The sequence below is a fragment of the Variovorax sp. YR752 genome (assembly GCF_943372545.1).
On record NZ_CALRZC010000013.1, the window covers coordinates 31,202 to 46,350 of the forward strand.

The window sequence follows — 15,149 nt, forward strand, 5'->3', positions numbered from 1 at the left end:
CGCCATCGACGCATGAGAGAAACCTACCTTGACGGCCTGCGCGGCTGGGCGGCACTCGTTGTCGTCCTGTGCCACGCGGGAGAGGTCTTCTGGCCAGCATGGCACCCCGGCTTCTTCCCTCTTCTCACCGACGGGTCATTCTCGGTGTTCATCTTTTTCGTTCTCTCCGGCTACGTGTTGAGCGTGGGATTCTTTCGGACAGGTGAGCGACGCGCGGTCGTCGACCTCGCGCTTCGACGCTATCCACGGCTCACTGTGCCGATCTTTGCGGCTTCGTGCCTGGCCATGGTGTTGATGGCGCTTGGCTGGATGCGCAACATCCCGGCGAGCAAAGTGGCAGGAAGCGAGGGCTGGCTGCCGATCGTCTATACCTTCACACCCACCGTGGCAGACGTGCTGCACTTTTCCTTCTGGAGGGTGTACGTCGACGGCTCGCCGGCAAGCTCTTACGATGCGCCACTTTGGACCATGCCCGTCGAGATGCAAGGCTCGATCCTTGTCTTTGCGGCGCTGCTTGTCATGGGGCAGGGGGGCGTGCTGCGAGGCGTCATTCATGTGGCGCTGCTCGCGATCACCGGATGGCTTGCATCTCCGTTCGTGGCGATGGCCGCAGGAGCCGCGATTGCGAATTTCACGCAACTCGACATGCATCGGAAGCTGGGCGAATCAAAAGCCGCGCCCGTGGTGTCGTGGGCTTTGCTGATCGGTGCGATCGTTTTCGCCGCGGCGCGGCCGAAGGACTTCGGGCCGGTATGGCTCACGCTATGCAGCGCCGGGCTGCTCTACAGCGTGTTGCTCAACCAAGGATTTCAGCGGGTACTTTCGTTGCCGATATCCCAGTGGCTCGGCCGGGTGTCCTTCTCGCTGTACCTGTTGCACGTTCTGGTGCTCTGCAGCTTCACATCGTGGGCTTATCTGGCGTTGGGTCGCGGAGAGAAGCTTTCGACCTCCGGGACCGCTGTGCTGCTGTGTGCAACGGTCGCCCTTTGCCTTGTCGCTGCCACCCTGTTTCATTCGGTGGAACGAGGGGGCATCGCGCTAGGGCGCCGCTTTTCACGGGCCTTCCTTCGCACCGTCTAGTCGCGGCGCGTCTTCGATTCGCGATGCGCCGCAGTCATCCAGGTGGTGCGCCCTGATCCGGAGCGGTCCTGGAGCTTCTCGACACGCCGTTCAGGATGGGTTCAACAGCGACTGCAACTGCTTGTACATCGCAGCGTTGGTCGCTTTCAGGTTTTCAGTGTCGTGATGCAGGCGATCCCACTCATGCTGCCAATTTTTCGCCTGTTGCTCATGCCATTTCGCACTTTCCAACGCACCTCCGGCGTTGTCTGCGACGACCCGGTCCGTGTGCCAGAGCTGCGTCAGGCGCTTCACCAGATTGAAGCTGTAGGCGTGCTTGACAAGCGTAGGCAGCGCCAGAACGCGGTCTGCAGTCACGTTGAATGAGTGGACGACGTTGTACGCAAGATTGATGCAGGTCTCCGCGTCGGAAAGGCCGGCAGGCGAAGGCTTTGTCATTGCCTCGAAAAGCTGGCTCACGCGAGAAAAAACCTGTGGATCACGGGCGGCAACGCCGATATAGGTCGAGCTGTACCCAGCGATATCGGACTCGAATCCCGTGAACTGATAGTTCGGGAATTCCTTGAACAAAGCCTCCAACCCCTTGACGGTGGGGTAGTACACATGCTCGTACGAGGATTCGAGCCAATCCTTGTTGTCCCTTGTGTACGACATCAGCGGAACCTCGAAGATGAGGACGCCGTCGGGTCGAAGGGATTGCAGGGAAACATCGAATGCGCCCCTGAAGTCGTTCACGTGCTCGAAGGTTGCGATCGACGTGATGAAGTCAAAACTGCCGTGCGTTCGATTGCTGACTGCGGGATCGAACACATCGGAGGCAATGACGGCCACGCCTCTCTTCTCGGCCACGCTGGCTGCGGCCGCATTGACCTCGATGCCGAAGCGTTCGTAGGCCCCGTTCAGGCTTTGGAGCAGGTGGCCGTTGGCACAGCCGATGTCCAGAATCCGGCCCGCGGGTGAGATCGCCTCCAGGACCAGCTTGACCCACAGAAGGCTGTGGTCCGCCGTGAACTCGTAGTCGTGGTACCCGACCTCGTCTGCGTTGCTCGCGCCGTAGTACGTGTCTTCATAGAAGACGCTCGTATCTTCGGGAACCACTTCGACGACCCCCATGTCGCAGTTCTCGCAGAACAGGACATTGCGCCCATCACCCCGTGTCAGTGACCGGCCCGCACGGACAGACGCGCAAACGTTGCATTTGAAATGCATATTCATTCAATCCTTGAGGGGCGCAATACGGGGGCAATCAGCATTTTTGTTGAATGTCCCGAGGCTTTGTGGAGGCCGAAGAGAACCAGGGCGCCGGAGGCCGTACCTTCAACTTTCGACGATTCGCCCGTGCTCCATGTGAATCACGCGATTGCACTCTTTGGCAATCAGGTCGGGCGAGTGCGATGCCAGCACCAGGATGCCCGACTTCGACACCACGTCGCGCATCCGCTTCTCGGCCTTCTCGGTGAATGCGGCGTCGCCCACCGACAGCCATTCGTCCATCAGCAGGATGTCGGCTTCGACGCTGGTCGAGATCGAGAACGCGAGCCGCATCATCATGCCGGTCGAGTAGGTGCGAACGGGCATGTTGACGTACTCGCCCAGCCCGCTGAACTCGCAGATCTCGGGCGTGAGCCGGTCGACCTCTTTCTTGCTCATGCCCATCACGAGGCCGCGCAGCATGATGTTCTCGATGCCGGTGGCGTCCATCTCGATGCCCAGCGCAGGGTCGATCAGGCTCGCGACGGAGCCCTGGCGCGTGAATTCGCCCGACGAAGGCTCGTAGACACCCGCCAGCGTGCGCAGCAGCGTGGACTTGCCTGCGCCGTTGTGGCCGATCAGCCCCAGCCGGTCGCCGCTCTTGAGTTCGAGGTTGAGGCCGCTGAGCGCCTGCACCACGGTGACCCCGGTTTCCTTGCCGAAGCGCCCGCCGGTGACGGACGCCGCCAGCGTCTTCTTGAGCGACACCGAGCCTGCCCCGTAGATGGGGAAGCTGACCGAAACGTTTTTAAGTGAAATGGATGCCATGGATCAGAGCCAGTAAACGACGCGGCGACGGTATTTGACGAACATCACGCTCGCGGCGGTCAGGCACAACACGGTCCACAGACCGATACCGATCCAGCTCTCGAGGTGGGCTACGCCGCCCATCAGCGGTGTGCGCAACAGGTCGAGCATCTGCGCGAAGGGGTTCCAAAGCACGTACTTGGCGCGGCCTGGGAGGTTCTCGGGGAGCCAGAACACGGGCGTGAGGAACATCAGCATCTGCATGACGCTGGTGATGATCTGGGTCACGTCGCGGTAGCGGGTGCAAATGAGGCCCAGCAGCAGGCCGAGCGCATGGGCGTTGACGACGAGGATCAGGAAGGCCGGAATGACCAGGAGCACCGACCATGACAGCGAGACACCGGCCCAGAGGGCGACGGGGATGTACAGCACGATCTGGTGGGCGAACTGGATCAGGTTGCGTCCCAGGCCTCGCCATACGAAGAGACTGACGGGAAAGTAGCCCTGCTTCAAATAGTTGGAGGCGCCGACAAAGGCGTTGCAGGCATCGGTGACGATGGCGGAGAAGAAACCCCAGAAGATCACGCCGAGCGCCAAGTGCGGGAAGAACTTGTCCAGCTGGGTGCCGAAGAGCGAGGCGTACAGCGGGCCCATGCCGCCGATCATGATGCCCATGCTCAGCGTGAGCCACAGCGGCCCCAACATGGAGCGGCGGTAGCGCAGCACGATGTCGAACCACGCCAGGGTCCACCAGATGTCGGTGCGGCGGGTGCCTTCCCACCAGTCGGCCAGGGCGCTTCGATGGAGATTGGAATGAACTTGGCTCATGCGTGTGCGTCAGTGTCTTTGTCTGCCATGCGGATGGTGATGTGCAGGGTCAGGTTCCCACCGCCGCGTGAAACGGCGATGAGCAAAAGCGCTTCGTGGCCGAGGGGGTCAAGCGGGATTTCTTGGAGGGCTATGGCCGGATGGGCCGGGACGGTGCTCGTGCGAGCCCGCGCATTTTATTCAGAGTATCAACTGAGAGATAATTTTACCGGCTCCGGTTCCCGTGCAATTCGTAACCATGGAAGAGCCCACCGCTCCCCCGATCGGCCGGGTTGTGGCTGCCATCGGCAGCATGCCCGACAGAAAAAACGATCAGCCCATGCGCAATTCCCGTCCCCTCGAAGTCTCCGTCGCCCTGTGCACCTACAACGGCGCCCGCTTTCTGCGCGAACAGGTGCGCAGCATCTGCCTGCAGACCTTGCCGCCGATCGAGATCGTGCTGTCCGACGACGCCTCGCGCGACGGCTCGGTCGAGGTCGTGCGCGCCGCGGTCGCCGAATGCGCGGCGGAGCGCCCCGGGCCGCCCATCGCCTTGCGGGTCTTCGAGAACCCCGTGGCCCTGCGGGTCGTCAAGAATTTCGAGCAGGCCATCTCGGCCTGCACCGGCGACCTGATCGCGTTGAGCGACCAGGACGACGTGTGGGTGCCCGACCGGCTCGAGCGGATGGTGGCGCCTTTCGTGCAGGACGACAACCTGTGGCTGCTGCACACCGATGCGCGCCTGGTGGATTCGCAAGGCCGCGATCTGGGCAACACGCTGTTCCATGCGCTGGAGGTCACGCCGTCCGAAATCGAGCGGATTCACACCGGCCGGGCCTTCGACGTGTTTCTGCGCCGCAACCTCGTGACCGGCGCCACCACGGTTTTCCGTCGTGCGCTGCTCGCCGATGCGCTGCCGCTGCCTGTCGAGTGGGTGCACGATGAGTGGTTGGCCATCGTCGCGTCGACGACGGCGCGGGTCGACCTGCTGGAAGCGCCGCTCATCGAATACCGCCAGCACGAGTCCAACCAGATCGGCGCCCGCCGCGACACCTACAAGGAAAAGGTGCGCAAGGCGCTGGCCTCGCGCGGCAACACGCACGTCGAGCGCGCGATCAAGGCCGAGCTGTTGCTGGAGCGTTTGCTCCAGCTGGGCGACCGCGTGTCCCCCGAAATCCTCGACAAGGTGCGCAGCAAGATCGTGCACCAGCGCTTTCGCGCCGCCTTGCCCGCCTCGCGCCTGGCCCGGTGCGTGCCGATCCTGCGTGAGGCCATGACCGGCCGCTACGACAAGTTCGGCCGCGGGGTGCGCGGCGTGGTCCGCGATCTTTTCGAATCTGTCTGACACCAAAAGAATGAATTCCACCCTCACCCCCATGAACTCTCCCCGGCCCAGCGAGCCGCCGGCCTGGCCGAGCGTTGTGGTCATCATTCCGTTCTACAACGGCGCCGATTTCATCGAGCGCTCGGTGCGCAGCGTGTTCGAGCAGTCGGTGCCCGCACACGAGGTGATCGTGGTCAACGACGGCTCCCGCCCCGAAGAGCGTGCCGCGCTCGACGGGCTGGCCGCCCGCTACCCGCTCCGCATCCTCGACAAGGAGAACGGCGGCCAGGGCTCGGCGCGCAACGCGGGCGTGGCAGCGTCGACCTCCGAGTACATCTGCTTCCTGGACCAGGACGACTTCTACCTGCCGAACCACATCGAGACGCTGGTGTCGTCGATCCCGGCGGACGACCGCCTGTTCGGCTACATCTACGCCGACCTGTACGAGGCGGACGGCGACGGCAACGTGATCCGCACGGGCGTCATCAAGGACCACGCGCAGCACCCGAAGCGCAGCATCTTCGACCTGCTGCGCTACGACATGTTCGTGCTGCCGTCGGCCGCACTCGTGAGCCGCAAGGCCTTCGACGCGGTGGGCGGCTTCGACTCGCAGTTCATGGGCTACGAGGACGACGACCTGTTCCTGCGCATCTTCCGCAAGGGCTACAGCAATCACTTCGTGGACAAGGCCGTGACGGTCTGGTGCATCCACACGGCCAGCACCTCGTTCGGCATCCGCATGGTGCGCAGCCGCTTCAAGTACTTCAAGAAGCTGCTGCAGATGTTCCCCGACGAGCACCAGCGTGGTCGCTACTACCTGCGCGAATACCTGATGCCGCGCTTCCAGCTGTTCTTCGTGAACGAGGCGATCGAGGCCATCAAGAAGGACGACCAGTACCGCGGCGAGATGACGGCGGTGCTCGACGACTACGCGGCCATCGTCTTTGCGAACCCGTATGTGGGCCGCAAGAAGAAGCTGCGTCTGTGGATCACGTTGTTCCTGCTGCGTCGCAGCACGCCGGGCATGGTGCGCTTCATCGGCGCGCTGACGAAGCTGCCGGGCATTCGCAGCCTGCGCAAGGTCTACAAGTCCTGATGCGCGCTGCGGCGGCCCGGAGGCCGCCGCAGCCTGACCCTCAGCGGGCCGGCGCCGGCGTTGCTGGTGTCGTCATCGCCGGGTCCATGTAGGTCGCGTGCTTGCGCACGTATTCGGCGCGCAGGTGGCCGGCGTCCTTGTAGATCGGCGTGGCGTCGGCATCGGCGCGGGTGCACCAGTCTTTTTTGCACAGGGTCGGAATCGGGTCGATCACGATGGCGCCGCTGCGCTGCGCAATCTGCCGCATGCGCTCGTGCAGCGCCTTCTGTTTCGGGTCCCAGGGGGCGGTGGGCGACATCTTGCCCACTTGCATGTCGCCCAGGCGCCCGCCCTTCACGAACTCTTCGGGGCCGAAGCCCTCGCCGACCGGGTTGTCCAGCAGCAGGTAGACCTGCTTGTGCTTGGACAGGGTGGTCAGCACGGTCTCGAGCATGTTGAGCGAGAAGTCCACGCCACCGCCGCCCATGAAGCGCCGCTTGTCCTTGCCGTCGAAGAAGTAGTAGCGGTCGGCGGATGCGTTCTCGGCGTTGGGCTTGCCGGTCTCGGAGAAGTAGCAGTTCCAGCAGCCGCCGAAGACGACGGCGTCGAACCGGTCGCTCATCGCCAGGCGCATGCCGCCGTCGCGGCGTTCGCCGCAGAGGTTGTTCTGCTCGTCGACCACGTTGGGAATCGGCGGGCAGGCGCCCCAGGTCACGAAGGAGAGCGCATCGAGCGTGCCCGGCGAGGTCTTGGCGAGCTCGACGGCGCGCGGTCCGTACTGTTCGACGTGGCTGTCACCGAAGAACAGCACCCGTCGCTTGCCTTGGCCGATCTGCTGCACCACCTCGCCGTCGACCTTGATCGGGCTCAGGCCGTCCGGGTAGGCCCAGTCCTTGGCGGCGGCGGCGGTCTTGTTGAAGTACGGATCGCTGTGGCGGCCCACGTAGTAACGGGTGGTTGCCAGCAGACCGAGCACGACGAAGCCGACCATCACGGCCACCAAGCCCGCCGTCACCGTCGGGTTCTCGCTGCGGCGCGTGTAGCGCTCGACAAAACGGTAGGTCAGCCAGGCGAGCACGAACGACGCCACCAGCATCAGCGCGCGGATGCCGTCCGATGGCAGCTTGCCTTCGAGGATGCGCGCGTAGGCCAGCAACGGCCAGTGCCAGAGGTAGAGCGGATAGCTGATCAGGCCGACCCACACCATCGGCTTCGAGGCCAGCACGTAGCGGTTCAGCACGCCGGTCGGCCCAGCGGCGATGCAGAAGAACGCGCCCAGCGCCGGCAGGATGGCCCAGAACCCCGGGAAGGCCTTGCCGCCGCGGATGTAGCACAGGCCCAGAATGATCAGCACGAGCCCGGCGATCGACTGCGCGTGGCGGCCCCAGCCCGGCTTCGGCGGCGGCCGGTGCAGCCGCGCGTAAGCCAGCATGCCGCCGATCATCAGTTCCCAGAAGCGAGACAGAGGTGAATAGAACGCGGCCGTGCGGTGGCTGTGGATGGTCGTCACGTTGAGCAGGAACGACATTGCCGCCACCGTGCCGAGCACCGTGAGCATGCGCCACTTGCGCTTCCAGGCCAGGCCCAGCAGCACGGGCCAGAAGATGTAGAACTGCTCTTCGATGGCCAGCGACCACAAGTGCAGCAGCGGCTTGGTCTCGGCCGCGTTGTCGAAGTAGCCCGCCTCGCTCCAGAAGGCGAAGTTCGAGACGAAGCCCGCGCCCGCGGCCACGTGCTTGCCCAGCTGTTCCCATTCGTGCGGCAGCAGCGAGAACCAGCCGAAGGCCATGGTGGCCAGCAGCACCAGCGCCAGCGCCGGAAAGATCCGCTTCACACGCCGCGCATAGAACTCGCGGTAGCTGAAACCATCGCCCTGGAAGCTGCCCAGGATGATGGTGGTGATCAGGAAGCCCGAGATGACGAAGAAGATGTCGACGCCGATGAAGCCGCCCTTGATCCACTGCGGGAACGCGTGGTAGCCGAGCACCGAAAGCACCGCGACGGCGCGCAGCCCGTCGATGTCCGGGCGGTATTTCGGGTGAACCAGGTGGGCGTGTTCGGGGAGGGAGGGCGGGCTGCTCGGTGTCGTCATCGTCGGTGTTGAAAGCGGCGCTTGCGGGCTTCGGTGCGGGGCTTTTCGGCCCCGATTGTCCCTGCAAACGTCGCGGCGCCTTTTTCAGGCGGTGGTGCGCTGCAGCCGCCAGTAGCGCCAAAAGGCCCCCGACAGCCACACCTTAAGCAGGCTGGTCACGTGCCAGTACAGGTACTTCTTGCTGCGGTGGCTGGCGCGCTGGGCGTCGTGGCGCGCGCGCAGGTCTTCGGCCACCTGGAGCTTCCAGCCGGCCAGCCGGGTGCGGGCGCAGATGTCGAAGTCTTCCCCGTACATGAAGAAGCGCTCGTCGAAACCGCCGATGCGGCGGTAGGCCTCGCTGCGGAACAGCATGAACAGGCCGGGAATCCAGGCCGGCACGGCCGGCGGCTGGTAGCCGGGCTTCTTGCGGCCCACGATCTCGAAGGGGGTCAACAGGTCGCGGTGCGGCTCGGGCACGGGGCGGCCCGACTCCAGGATGCGCGGCGTCATGAGGCCGGCATCGGGCGCGGCCTGGGCGAGCATCGGGGCCAGCACGTCGGTGTCGAAGCGGATGTCGGGGTTGAGCACCAGGAACCAGGGCGTGTCGCAGCGCGCAAAGGCCTGGTTGTGGTTGGCGCCGAAGCCCAGGGGCGCCGGGTTCTCGATCCGCTCGATGGCAAAGCCCCAGGGGCGTTCGGCGGTCAGGTCGGGCTCGGGAATGTTCAGCGTGAGCACGACCTTGGCGATCGAGGCGCGGCTGTAGCGGTCGAGCTGCTCGAGCAGCGGCAGCACCAGCGCAAGCTGGCCGTGACTCACGATCGACAGGGTGACCGGGGCTTGGGGTGAAGAAGGGGGCGTGGGCATGGTCTAATTTCGCTCGGGAATTCTAGGGTTCCCCCAACCCCACTCATGATTGCCCTGATCATCCTCAGTTTCTTCGTCTCCGCCATCGCGGTGCAGCTGTTCATGCGCCGCGCGCGCAGACACGCGCGCCGCTACGGCGCCGACATGCCCCAGCGTTTCCACAAGGGCCACGTGCCCCGTCTGGGTGGGGCCGGCATCATGCTCGGCATGAGTGCGGCCTGGCTGGGCGCCGGGCTCATCGAGCCGCTGAACATCGCCTGGCCGCTCAAGTCCTCGATGCTCACGCTGGTGTGCATCCTGCCCGCCGTGCTCGGCGGCATCGTCGAAGACGTGACCCAGCAGGTCAAGGTGCGCTACCGGTTGGGCCTGACCATCGGCTCGGCGCTCCTGGTGTGCTGGGTGCAGGGGCTGGGCGTGGCGCGCACGGGCTTCGAAACGCTCGACGGCTGGCTCGCGATGCTGCCGTATGCCTCGCTGGTCTTCGCGGCCCTGGCCATCGGCGGCCTGCCGCATGCCTTCAACATCATCGACGGCTACAACGGGCTGGCCGGCACCGTGGCCGTGCTCGTGTGCCTGGCCATCTCGCACGTCGCGCTGCAGCTGGGCGACCGGCAACTGGCCGCAATGGTGATCTGCCTGGTCGGCGCCACCTTCGGCTTCCTGGTCTGGAACTACCCGCGCGGCAAGATCTTCGCGGGCGACGGGGGCGCCTACGTCTGGGGCATGGTGATCGCCGTGGCCTGCGTGACGCTGGTGCAGCGCCACCGAGTGGTGTCGCCGTGGTTCCCGATGCTGCTCCTGATCTACCCGGTGTGGGAGACGCTGTTCTCCATCTACCGCAAGCTGGCCCGCGGCCAGTCGCCGGGCACGGCCGACGCACTGCACTTTCACCAGCTGATCTTCCGGCGCATCGTGCGCGTGGCCTTCGCGGACGACGAGGCGCGCCAGCTGCTGGCGCGCAACAACCGCACCTCGCCCTACCTGTGGATGTTCGCTGCGCTGTCGGTGGTGCCCGCGGTGCTGTTCTGGAACAACACCTTCGTGCTGATGCTGTTCTGCCTTCTGTTCGTCACGACCTACGTCGGGGCGTACCTGATGATCGTGCGCTTCAAGGTGCCGCGCTGGTTGCGGCCCTGACCGCCGGCGCACCCTTGTTGCGAGAATTCTTTCCTTCGTCCACCGCTTCGGAGCCTGACTGTCCATGACCGATCCCGTCCTCAACATTCCTCCGCGCGACAAGGCCGAGATCCTGGCCCAGGCGCTGCCGTACATCCGCAAGTTCCACGGCAAGACCATCGTCATCAAGTACGGCGGCAATGCCATGACCGACCCGGCGCTGCAGGCCGACTTCGCGGAAGACGTGGTGCTGCTCAAGCTGGTCGGCATGAACCCGGTGGTGGTGCACGGCGGCGGCCCGCAGATCGAGGCGGCGCTCAACAAGCTGGGCAAGAAGGGCAGCTTCATCCAGGGCATGCGCGTGACCGACGCCGAGACCATGGAAGTTGTCGAATGGGTGCTGGCCGGCGAGGTGCAGCAGGACATCGTGGGCCTGATCAACCAGGCCGGCGGCAAGGCCGTGGGCCTCACGGGGCGCGACGGCGGCCTCATTCGCGCGCAGAAGCTCAAGCTGGCCGACCGCACCGACCCCAACGTGCACCATGACGTGGGCCAAGTCGGCGACATCGTCTCCATCGACCCCAGCGTGGTCAAGGCGCTGCAGGACGACGCGTTCATTCCCGTCGTCAGCCCCATCGGCTTCGGCGAAGAAAACGAGAGCTACAACATCAACGCCGACGTCGTCGCCGGCAAGCTCGCCACCGTGCTCAAGGCCGAGAAGCTCATGCTCCTGACCAACACGCCCGGCGTGCTCGACAAGAACGGCAACCTGCTCACCAACCTGAGCGCGCGCGAAATCGACGAACTGTTCGCCGACGGCACCATCTCGGGCGGCATGCTGCCCAAGATCGAAGGCGCGCTCGACGCGGCCAAGAGCGGCGTGAACGCGGTGCACATCATCGACGGCCGCGTGCCGCACGCGATGCTGCTTGAGATCCTGACCGACCAGGCCTACGGCACGATGATCCGGGCGCGCTGAACGCCCTCGCGCGCCTTCGCCGACCCGAAGGCGCGCGCTCACTGCGCTGTGCGAGAATCAATTGATTACATCTTTGCACGCGCTCCCATGCAGAACGAAGAGACAGCTGCCCCCGGCGTAGAGACCCCGGCGGAAACCCCCGCCGCCGCACCCACGCGCAAGCGCCCCAAGCCGGGCGAGCGGCGCGTGCAGATCCTGCAGGCGCTGGCCGCCATGCTGGAGCAGCCCGGTGCCGAGCGGGTCACCACCGCCGCGCTCGCCGCGCGGCTCGAGGTGAGCGAGGCGGCCCTGTACCGCCACTTCGCGAGCAAGGCCCAGATGTTCGAGGGCCTCATCGATTTCATCGAGCAGAGCGTCTTCACGCTGGTCAACCAGATCCTCGAACGCGAAGGTGCCACCGGCAGCCAGCAGGCCGCCCGCATCCTCACGTTGCTCGTGCAGTTCGCCGAGCGCAACCCCGGCATGACGCGCGTCATGGTTGGCGACGCGCTGGTCTACGAAAACGAGCGCCTGCAGCAGCGCATGAACCAGTTCTTCGACAAGATCGAAGCCACGCTGCGCCAGGTGCTGCGCGGCGCGGCCGCTGCCGACGGCTCGGCCACGCCCAGCGTCGATGCCCAGGTGCGCGCCGCGGCGCTCACGGCCTTCGTGGTCGGGCAGCTCCAGCGCTTTGCGCGCTCGGGTTTCCGCCGCGCCCCTTCCGAACACCTGGAAGCCACGATCGCCCTGATCGTTTGACGTGACGGCAAGGCCGGCCGGCTTCGCAGCCGGTCCGCCGTCGCAACGCTGAACTCGACGCGGCCCCTTGCGGCGCGTACGATGAATTCCTCCCTTGCCGCCACGCGGTGCCGCGGTGACAAGCCCGTTTCGCATGACCTCTGGATCGGAGGTTCGCATGAGCGCTTGTCTTTCCCGCAGCCCGCGCGGCCATCGGCCTTCCGGGGCGCGCCATGTCTGACGCCGCCGCTGCCCGCCCGGCCCTTCTTCTGCACGTCGTCGCGCTCACCGCGGTCGCCATGGTCGCGTTCGCGGCCAACTCGCTGCTGTGCAGGCTCGCGCTGCAGCACGGCGGCATCGACCCCGCCAGCTTCGGCAGCATCCGGCTCGCGTCCGGGGCGATCACGCTCGCGCTCGTCGTGCGCTTCCGCGCGCAGCCGTCCGCCCTCGGGCGCACCGACTGGCTCCCCGCCGTCATGCTGTTCGCGTACGTCGCGTTCTTCTCCTTCGCCTACCTCAGCCTGTCCGCGGGCACGGGCGCGCTGATCCTGTTCGGCGCGGTGCAGCTCACGATGCTGGGCGCGGGCCTGGGCGGCGGCGAGCGCTTCGGGGTGCTCGCGTGGTTCGGCTTTGTCCTCGCGGCGGCCGGACTCGTCTACCTGGTGTCGCCGGGCGTTGCCGCGCCGCCGCTGCTCGGCGCCGTGCTGATGGCGGTGGCGGGCGTGGCGTGGGGCGTGTATTCGCTGCGCGGCCGCGGCGTGGCCGACCCGCTGGCCGCGACCGCGCGCAACTTCCTGCGCGCGGTGCCGATGGCCTTCGCGCTGAGCCTGGTGTTCGCCACGCGCGCGCATGCCGATGCGCGCGGCGTCGCGCTGGCCGTGGCTTCCGGCGCGCTGACTTCGGGGCTCGGCTACGTCGTCTGGTACGCGGCGCTGGGCCGCCTGTCGGCCTTGCGGGCGGCGACCGTGCAGCTGTCGGTGCCGCTGCTGGCGGCGTTCGGCGGCGTGCTGTTCTTGTCGGAGGCGATCACGCCGCGGCTGGCGCTCGCCTCGGTGGCGATCCTCGGCGGCATCGCGCTCGTGCTGAGCCAGAAGTCGCGCAACGCCGCCACGCGGCGTTAGGCGACCGTCACGCCCACCTTGGCGCCGGCGGCGACGATCTCGCCCCACGTCGCGTCATCGACCCACACGCCGTCACGCCGACGCGCCGCGCGCGCCTGGCGCTCCGGCTCGCCCGCGATCTGCACGGCGTCGAAGCCCTGGCCCGGCGGGCTTTGCCGCAGCCAGTCGATGAACTCGCGCGCCTCGTCGTCGAAGGCCTTCTGCGTGCCGAGCTTCACGGGGTCGATCAGCACCGTCAGCATGCCGTTGAGCACCGTGCGCGCCGTGTCCGCGGGCCGGTGCCAGGTGCCGCCGCCCGTGAGCGCGCCGCCCAGCAGCTCGCAGGCCACCGCCATGCCGTAGCCCTTGTGTTCGCCGAAGGTCATGAGCGCGCCGAACAGGCCGTTGCCCTGCGGCACGACGACCACGCCCGGGTCGTTGGTGGGCGCGCCGCGTTCGTCGATCAGGTAGCCGTCGGGCACCTGCTCGCCCTTGTTGTGGGCCACGCGCATCTTGCCCTGCGCCACGCGGCTGGTCGCGTAGTCGAGCACGAAGGGCTCGGCGCCCGCCAGCGGAATGCCGATGCAGCACGGGTTGGTGCCGAAGCGCCCGTCGCCGCCGCCCCACGGCGCCACCACGGGCCGCGAGAGCACGTTGACGAAGTGCATCGCCACCAGCCCTTGTGCCGTCGCCATCTCCGCGAAATGGCCGATGCGCCCCAGGTGGTGCGCGTTTGCGAGCGTGAAGATGCAGCTGCCGTGCTGCTTCGCGCGCGCAATGCCGAGCTCCATCGCCTGCACGCCGACGATCTGCCCGAAGCCGTGCTGGCCGTCCAGGCCCATCAGCGTGCCGATGTCGAGGTTGATCTTCACAGCCGCGTTGGGCTTCAGTCCACCCTCGGCCACCGCGTCGATGTAGCGCGGCAGCATTCCCACGCCGTGCGAATCGTGGCCGCTCAGGTTGGCCAGCACGAGATTGGCGGCCACCTGCTGCGCCTCGGCGGCGCTGCTGCCCGCGGCTTCGAGGATGCGTGCGACGTTGGCTTGCAGGCCGTCGGCCGGCAGAGTTCTGGACATGGATCAGGCTCCCTTCGCGTTCAAGGTGATGGCATAGAGCGACGTGGTCGCGCAGATGAAAAGCCGGTTGCGCTTGGGCCCGCCGAAGCAGACGTTCGCCACGCGCTCGGGCAGCAGGATCTTCCCGAGCAGCGTGCCGTCGGGGTGGTAAGCGTGCACGCCGTCGAGCGCGCTGGTCCAGAGGCGGCCTTCGGTGTCGAGGCGAAAGCCGTCGAACATGCCGCGCGTGCACTCGGCGAACACCTCACCGCCGCTCAGGCTGCGGCCGTCGACGCCCACCTTGAAGCGGCGGATGTGGCGCGGCCCGTCTGTCAGATGGCTCGCGCCGGTGTCGGCGATGTACAGCAGCGATTCGTCGGGCGAGAACGCCAGGCCGTTGGGCTTCACGAAGTCGTCGGCCACGCGCTCGACCGCGCCGCTCGCGGGGTCGATGCGGTAGACATGGCACGCGCCGATTTCGCTCTCTGCGCGCAGGCCTTCGTAGTCCGAGAGGATGCCGTAGCTCGGGTCGGTGAACCACACGCCGCCGTCCGAATGCACCACCACGTCGTTGGGCGAATTGAGCCGCTTGCCTTGCCAGTGCGAGGCCAGCACGGTGACCGATCCGTCGTGCTCGGTGCGCGTCACGCGCCGCGTGAGGTGCTCGCAGCTCACGAGCCGGCCTTCGCGGTCGACGGTATGGCCGTTGGCGTTGTTCGACGGTTCGCGAAAGATGCCGACCGTGCCGTTCACCTCGTCGTAGCGCAGCATGCGGTTGTTCGGAATGTCCGACCACAGCAGCGTGCGGTGCGCGCCGAACCACACCGGGCCCTCGCACCAGCGCGCGCCGGTCCACAGCCGCTCGACGCGCTCGGGACCTGGGATGCAGGCATTGAAGCGCGCATCCAGCCGCTCGAAGCCGGTGCCTTCCAGAAAGCCGAAGGGCTGGGGGGCCATGGCGTG

General features: G+C 66.3%; 14 protein-coding genes. 7 read left to right on the top strand and 7 right to left on the bottom strand.

Features of this window, described 5'->3' with window-relative positions:
• Positions 1-12 precede the first annotated feature (12 nt).
• A complete protein-coding gene (locus AAG801_RS04940) occupies positions 13-1,080 on the top strand; it encodes an acyltransferase (RefSeq protein WP_341887429.1) in 1,068 nt (355 codons plus the stop codon).
• Between the two features lie 90 nt (positions 1,081-1,170).
• Here AAG801_RS04940 and AAG801_RS04945 read toward each other — a convergent pair whose 3' ends face one another.
• From AAG801_RS04945 to AAG801_RS04955, 3 genes are all read right to left on the bottom strand, one after another.
• Entirely contained in the window at positions 1,171-2,193 is a 1,023-nt protein-coding gene (locus tag AAG801_RS04945) for a class I SAM-dependent methyltransferase (RefSeq protein WP_341887430.1), read from the bottom strand.
• Between the two features lie 204 nt (positions 2,194-2,397).
• Complete coding sequence (locus AAG801_RS04950) at positions 2,398-3,099, bottom strand: ABC transporter ATP-binding protein (RefSeq protein WP_099794943.1); 702 nt, start codon at positions 3,097-3,099, stop codon at positions 2,398-2,400.
• A 3-nt stretch (positions 3,100-3,102) separates the two neighbouring features.
• Positions 3,103-3,906, bottom strand: a complete 804-nt coding sequence (locus tag AAG801_RS04955) for an ABC transporter permease (protein WP_099794944.1) — start codon at positions 3,904-3,906, stop codon at positions 3,103-3,105.
• A gap of 319 nt (positions 3,907-4,225) precedes the next feature.
• On the opposite strand from AAG801_RS04955, the gene AAG801_RS04960 reads away from it, so the two are divergent.
• Complete coding sequence (locus AAG801_RS04960; protein WP_341887431.1) at positions 4,226-5,230, top strand: glycosyltransferase family 2 protein; 1,005 nt, start codon at positions 4,226-4,228, stop codon at positions 5,228-5,230.
• A 31-nt stretch (positions 5,231-5,261) separates the two neighbouring features.
• Positions 5,262-6,305, top strand: a complete 1,044-nt coding sequence (locus tag AAG801_RS04965) for a glycosyltransferase family A protein (protein ID WP_341887432.1) — start codon at positions 5,262-5,264, stop codon at positions 6,303-6,305.
• A 40-nt stretch (positions 6,306-6,345) separates the two neighbouring features.
• On the opposite strand, the gene AAG801_RS04970 is transcribed toward AAG801_RS04965, so the two are convergent.
• Complete coding sequence (locus AAG801_RS04970) at positions 6,346-8,376, bottom strand: acyltransferase family protein (RefSeq protein WP_341887433.1); 2,031 nt, start codon at positions 8,374-8,376, stop codon at positions 6,346-6,348.
• A gap of 84 nt (positions 8,377-8,460) precedes the next feature.
• A complete protein-coding gene (locus tag AAG801_RS04975; RefSeq protein WP_341887434.1) occupies positions 8,461-9,219 on the bottom strand; it encodes a glycosyltransferase family 2 protein in 759 nt (252 codons plus the stop codon).
• Between the two features lie 45 nt (positions 9,220-9,264).
• Between AAG801_RS04975 and AAG801_RS04980 the strand changes: the two genes are divergently transcribed.
• From AAG801_RS04980 to AAG801_RS04995, 4 genes are all read left to right on the top strand, one after another.
• A complete protein-coding gene (locus AAG801_RS04980) occupies positions 9,265-10,356 on the top strand; it encodes a glycosyltransferase (protein ID WP_101488576.1) in 1,092 nt (363 codons plus the stop codon).
• 64 nt (positions 10,357-10,420) lie between these two features.
• Positions 10,421-11,314 carry an acetylglutamate kinase gene (gene argB, locus AAG801_RS04985; RefSeq protein WP_099794950.1) on the top strand — a complete coding sequence of 298 codons (894 nt, stop codon included), beginning with the start codon at positions 10,421-10,423 and terminating at the stop codon, positions 11,312-11,314.
• An 87-nt stretch (positions 11,315-11,401) separates the two neighbouring features.
• Positions 11,402-12,052 (top strand): nucleoid occlusion factor SlmA, encoded by a 651-nt coding sequence (slmA, locus tag AAG801_RS04990; protein ID WP_101488577.1) that lies wholly within the window; start codon positions 11,402-11,404, stop codon positions 12,050-12,052.
• Between the two features lie 212 nt (positions 12,053-12,264).
• Positions 12,265-13,152, top strand: coding sequence for a DMT family transporter (locus tag AAG801_RS04995; RefSeq protein ID WP_341887435.1), 888 nt, complete (start codon positions 12,265-12,267; stop codon positions 13,150-13,152).
• Here the strand turns inward: AAG801_RS04995 and AAG801_RS05000 are convergent.
• Both AAG801_RS05000 and AAG801_RS05005 read right to left on the bottom strand, forming a co-directional pair.
• Positions 13,149-14,207: a malate/lactate/ureidoglycolate dehydrogenase gene (locus tag AAG801_RS05000; protein WP_341887436.1), complete on the bottom strand. Its 1,059-nt coding sequence runs from the start codon at positions 14,205-14,207 to the stop codon at positions 13,149-13,151. The two genes, AAG801_RS04995 and AAG801_RS05000, sit on opposite strands and share 4 nt — an antisense overlap.
• Positions 14,208-14,210: 3 nt before the next feature.
• Positions 14,211-15,143 (bottom strand): SMP-30/gluconolactonase/LRE family protein, encoded by a 933-nt coding sequence (locus AAG801_RS05005; protein WP_341887437.1) that lies wholly within the window; start codon positions 15,141-15,143, stop codon positions 14,211-14,213.
• Positions 15,144-15,149: the final 6 nt, after the last annotated feature.

Excerpts from the sequence above, each read along its gene's own strand:
- AAG801_RS04940 (WP_341887429.1), top strand. The coding sequence starts at position 13 with ATGAGAGAAACCTACCTTGACGGCCTGCGCGGCTGGGCGGCACTCGTT.
- AAG801_RS04945 (WP_341887430.1), bottom strand. The coding sequence starts at position 2,193 with ATGGGGGTCGTCGAAGTGGTTCCCGAAGATACGAGCGTCTTCTATGAA.
- AAG801_RS04950 (WP_099794943.1), bottom strand. The coding sequence starts at position 3,099 with ATGGCATCCATTTCACTTAAAAACGTTTCGGTCAGCTTCCCCATCTAC.
- AAG801_RS04955 (WP_099794944.1), bottom strand. The coding sequence starts at position 3,906 with ATGAGCCAAGTTCATTCCAATCTCCATCGAAGCGCCCTGGCCGACTGG.
- AAG801_RS04960 (WP_341887431.1), top strand. The coding sequence starts at position 4,226 with ATGCGCAATTCCCGTCCCCTCGAAGTCTCCGTCGCCCTGTGCACCTAC.
- AAG801_RS04965 (WP_341887432.1), top strand. The coding sequence starts at position 5,262 with ATGAACTCTCCCCGGCCCAGCGAGCCGCCGGCCTGGCCGAGCGTTGTG.
- AAG801_RS04970 (WP_341887433.1), bottom strand. The coding sequence starts at position 8,376 with ATGACGACACCGAGCAGCCCGCCCTCCCTCCCCGAACACGCCCACCTG.
- AAG801_RS04975 (WP_341887434.1), bottom strand. The coding sequence starts at position 9,219 with ATGCCCACGCCCCCTTCTTCACCCCAAGCCCCGGTCACCCTGTCGATC.
- AAG801_RS04980 (WP_101488576.1), top strand. The coding sequence starts at position 9,265 with ATGATTGCCCTGATCATCCTCAGTTTCTTCGTCTCCGCCATCGCGGTG.
- argB (WP_099794950.1), top strand. The coding sequence starts at position 10,421 with ATGACCGATCCCGTCCTCAACATTCCTCCGCGCGACAAGGCCGAGATC.
- slmA (WP_101488577.1), top strand. The coding sequence starts at position 11,402 with ATGCAGAACGAAGAGACAGCTGCCCCCGGCGTAGAGACCCCGGCGGAA.
- AAG801_RS04995 (WP_341887435.1), top strand. The coding sequence starts at position 12,265 with ATGTCTGACGCCGCCGCTGCCCGCCCGGCCCTTCTTCTGCACGTCGTC.
- AAG801_RS05000 (WP_341887436.1), bottom strand. The coding sequence starts at position 14,207 with ATGTCCAGAACTCTGCCGGCCGACGGCCTGCAAGCCAACGTCGCACGC.
- AAG801_RS05005 (WP_341887437.1), bottom strand. The coding sequence starts at position 15,143 with ATGGCCCCCCAGCCCTTCGGCTTTCTGGAAGGCACCGGCTTCGAGCGG.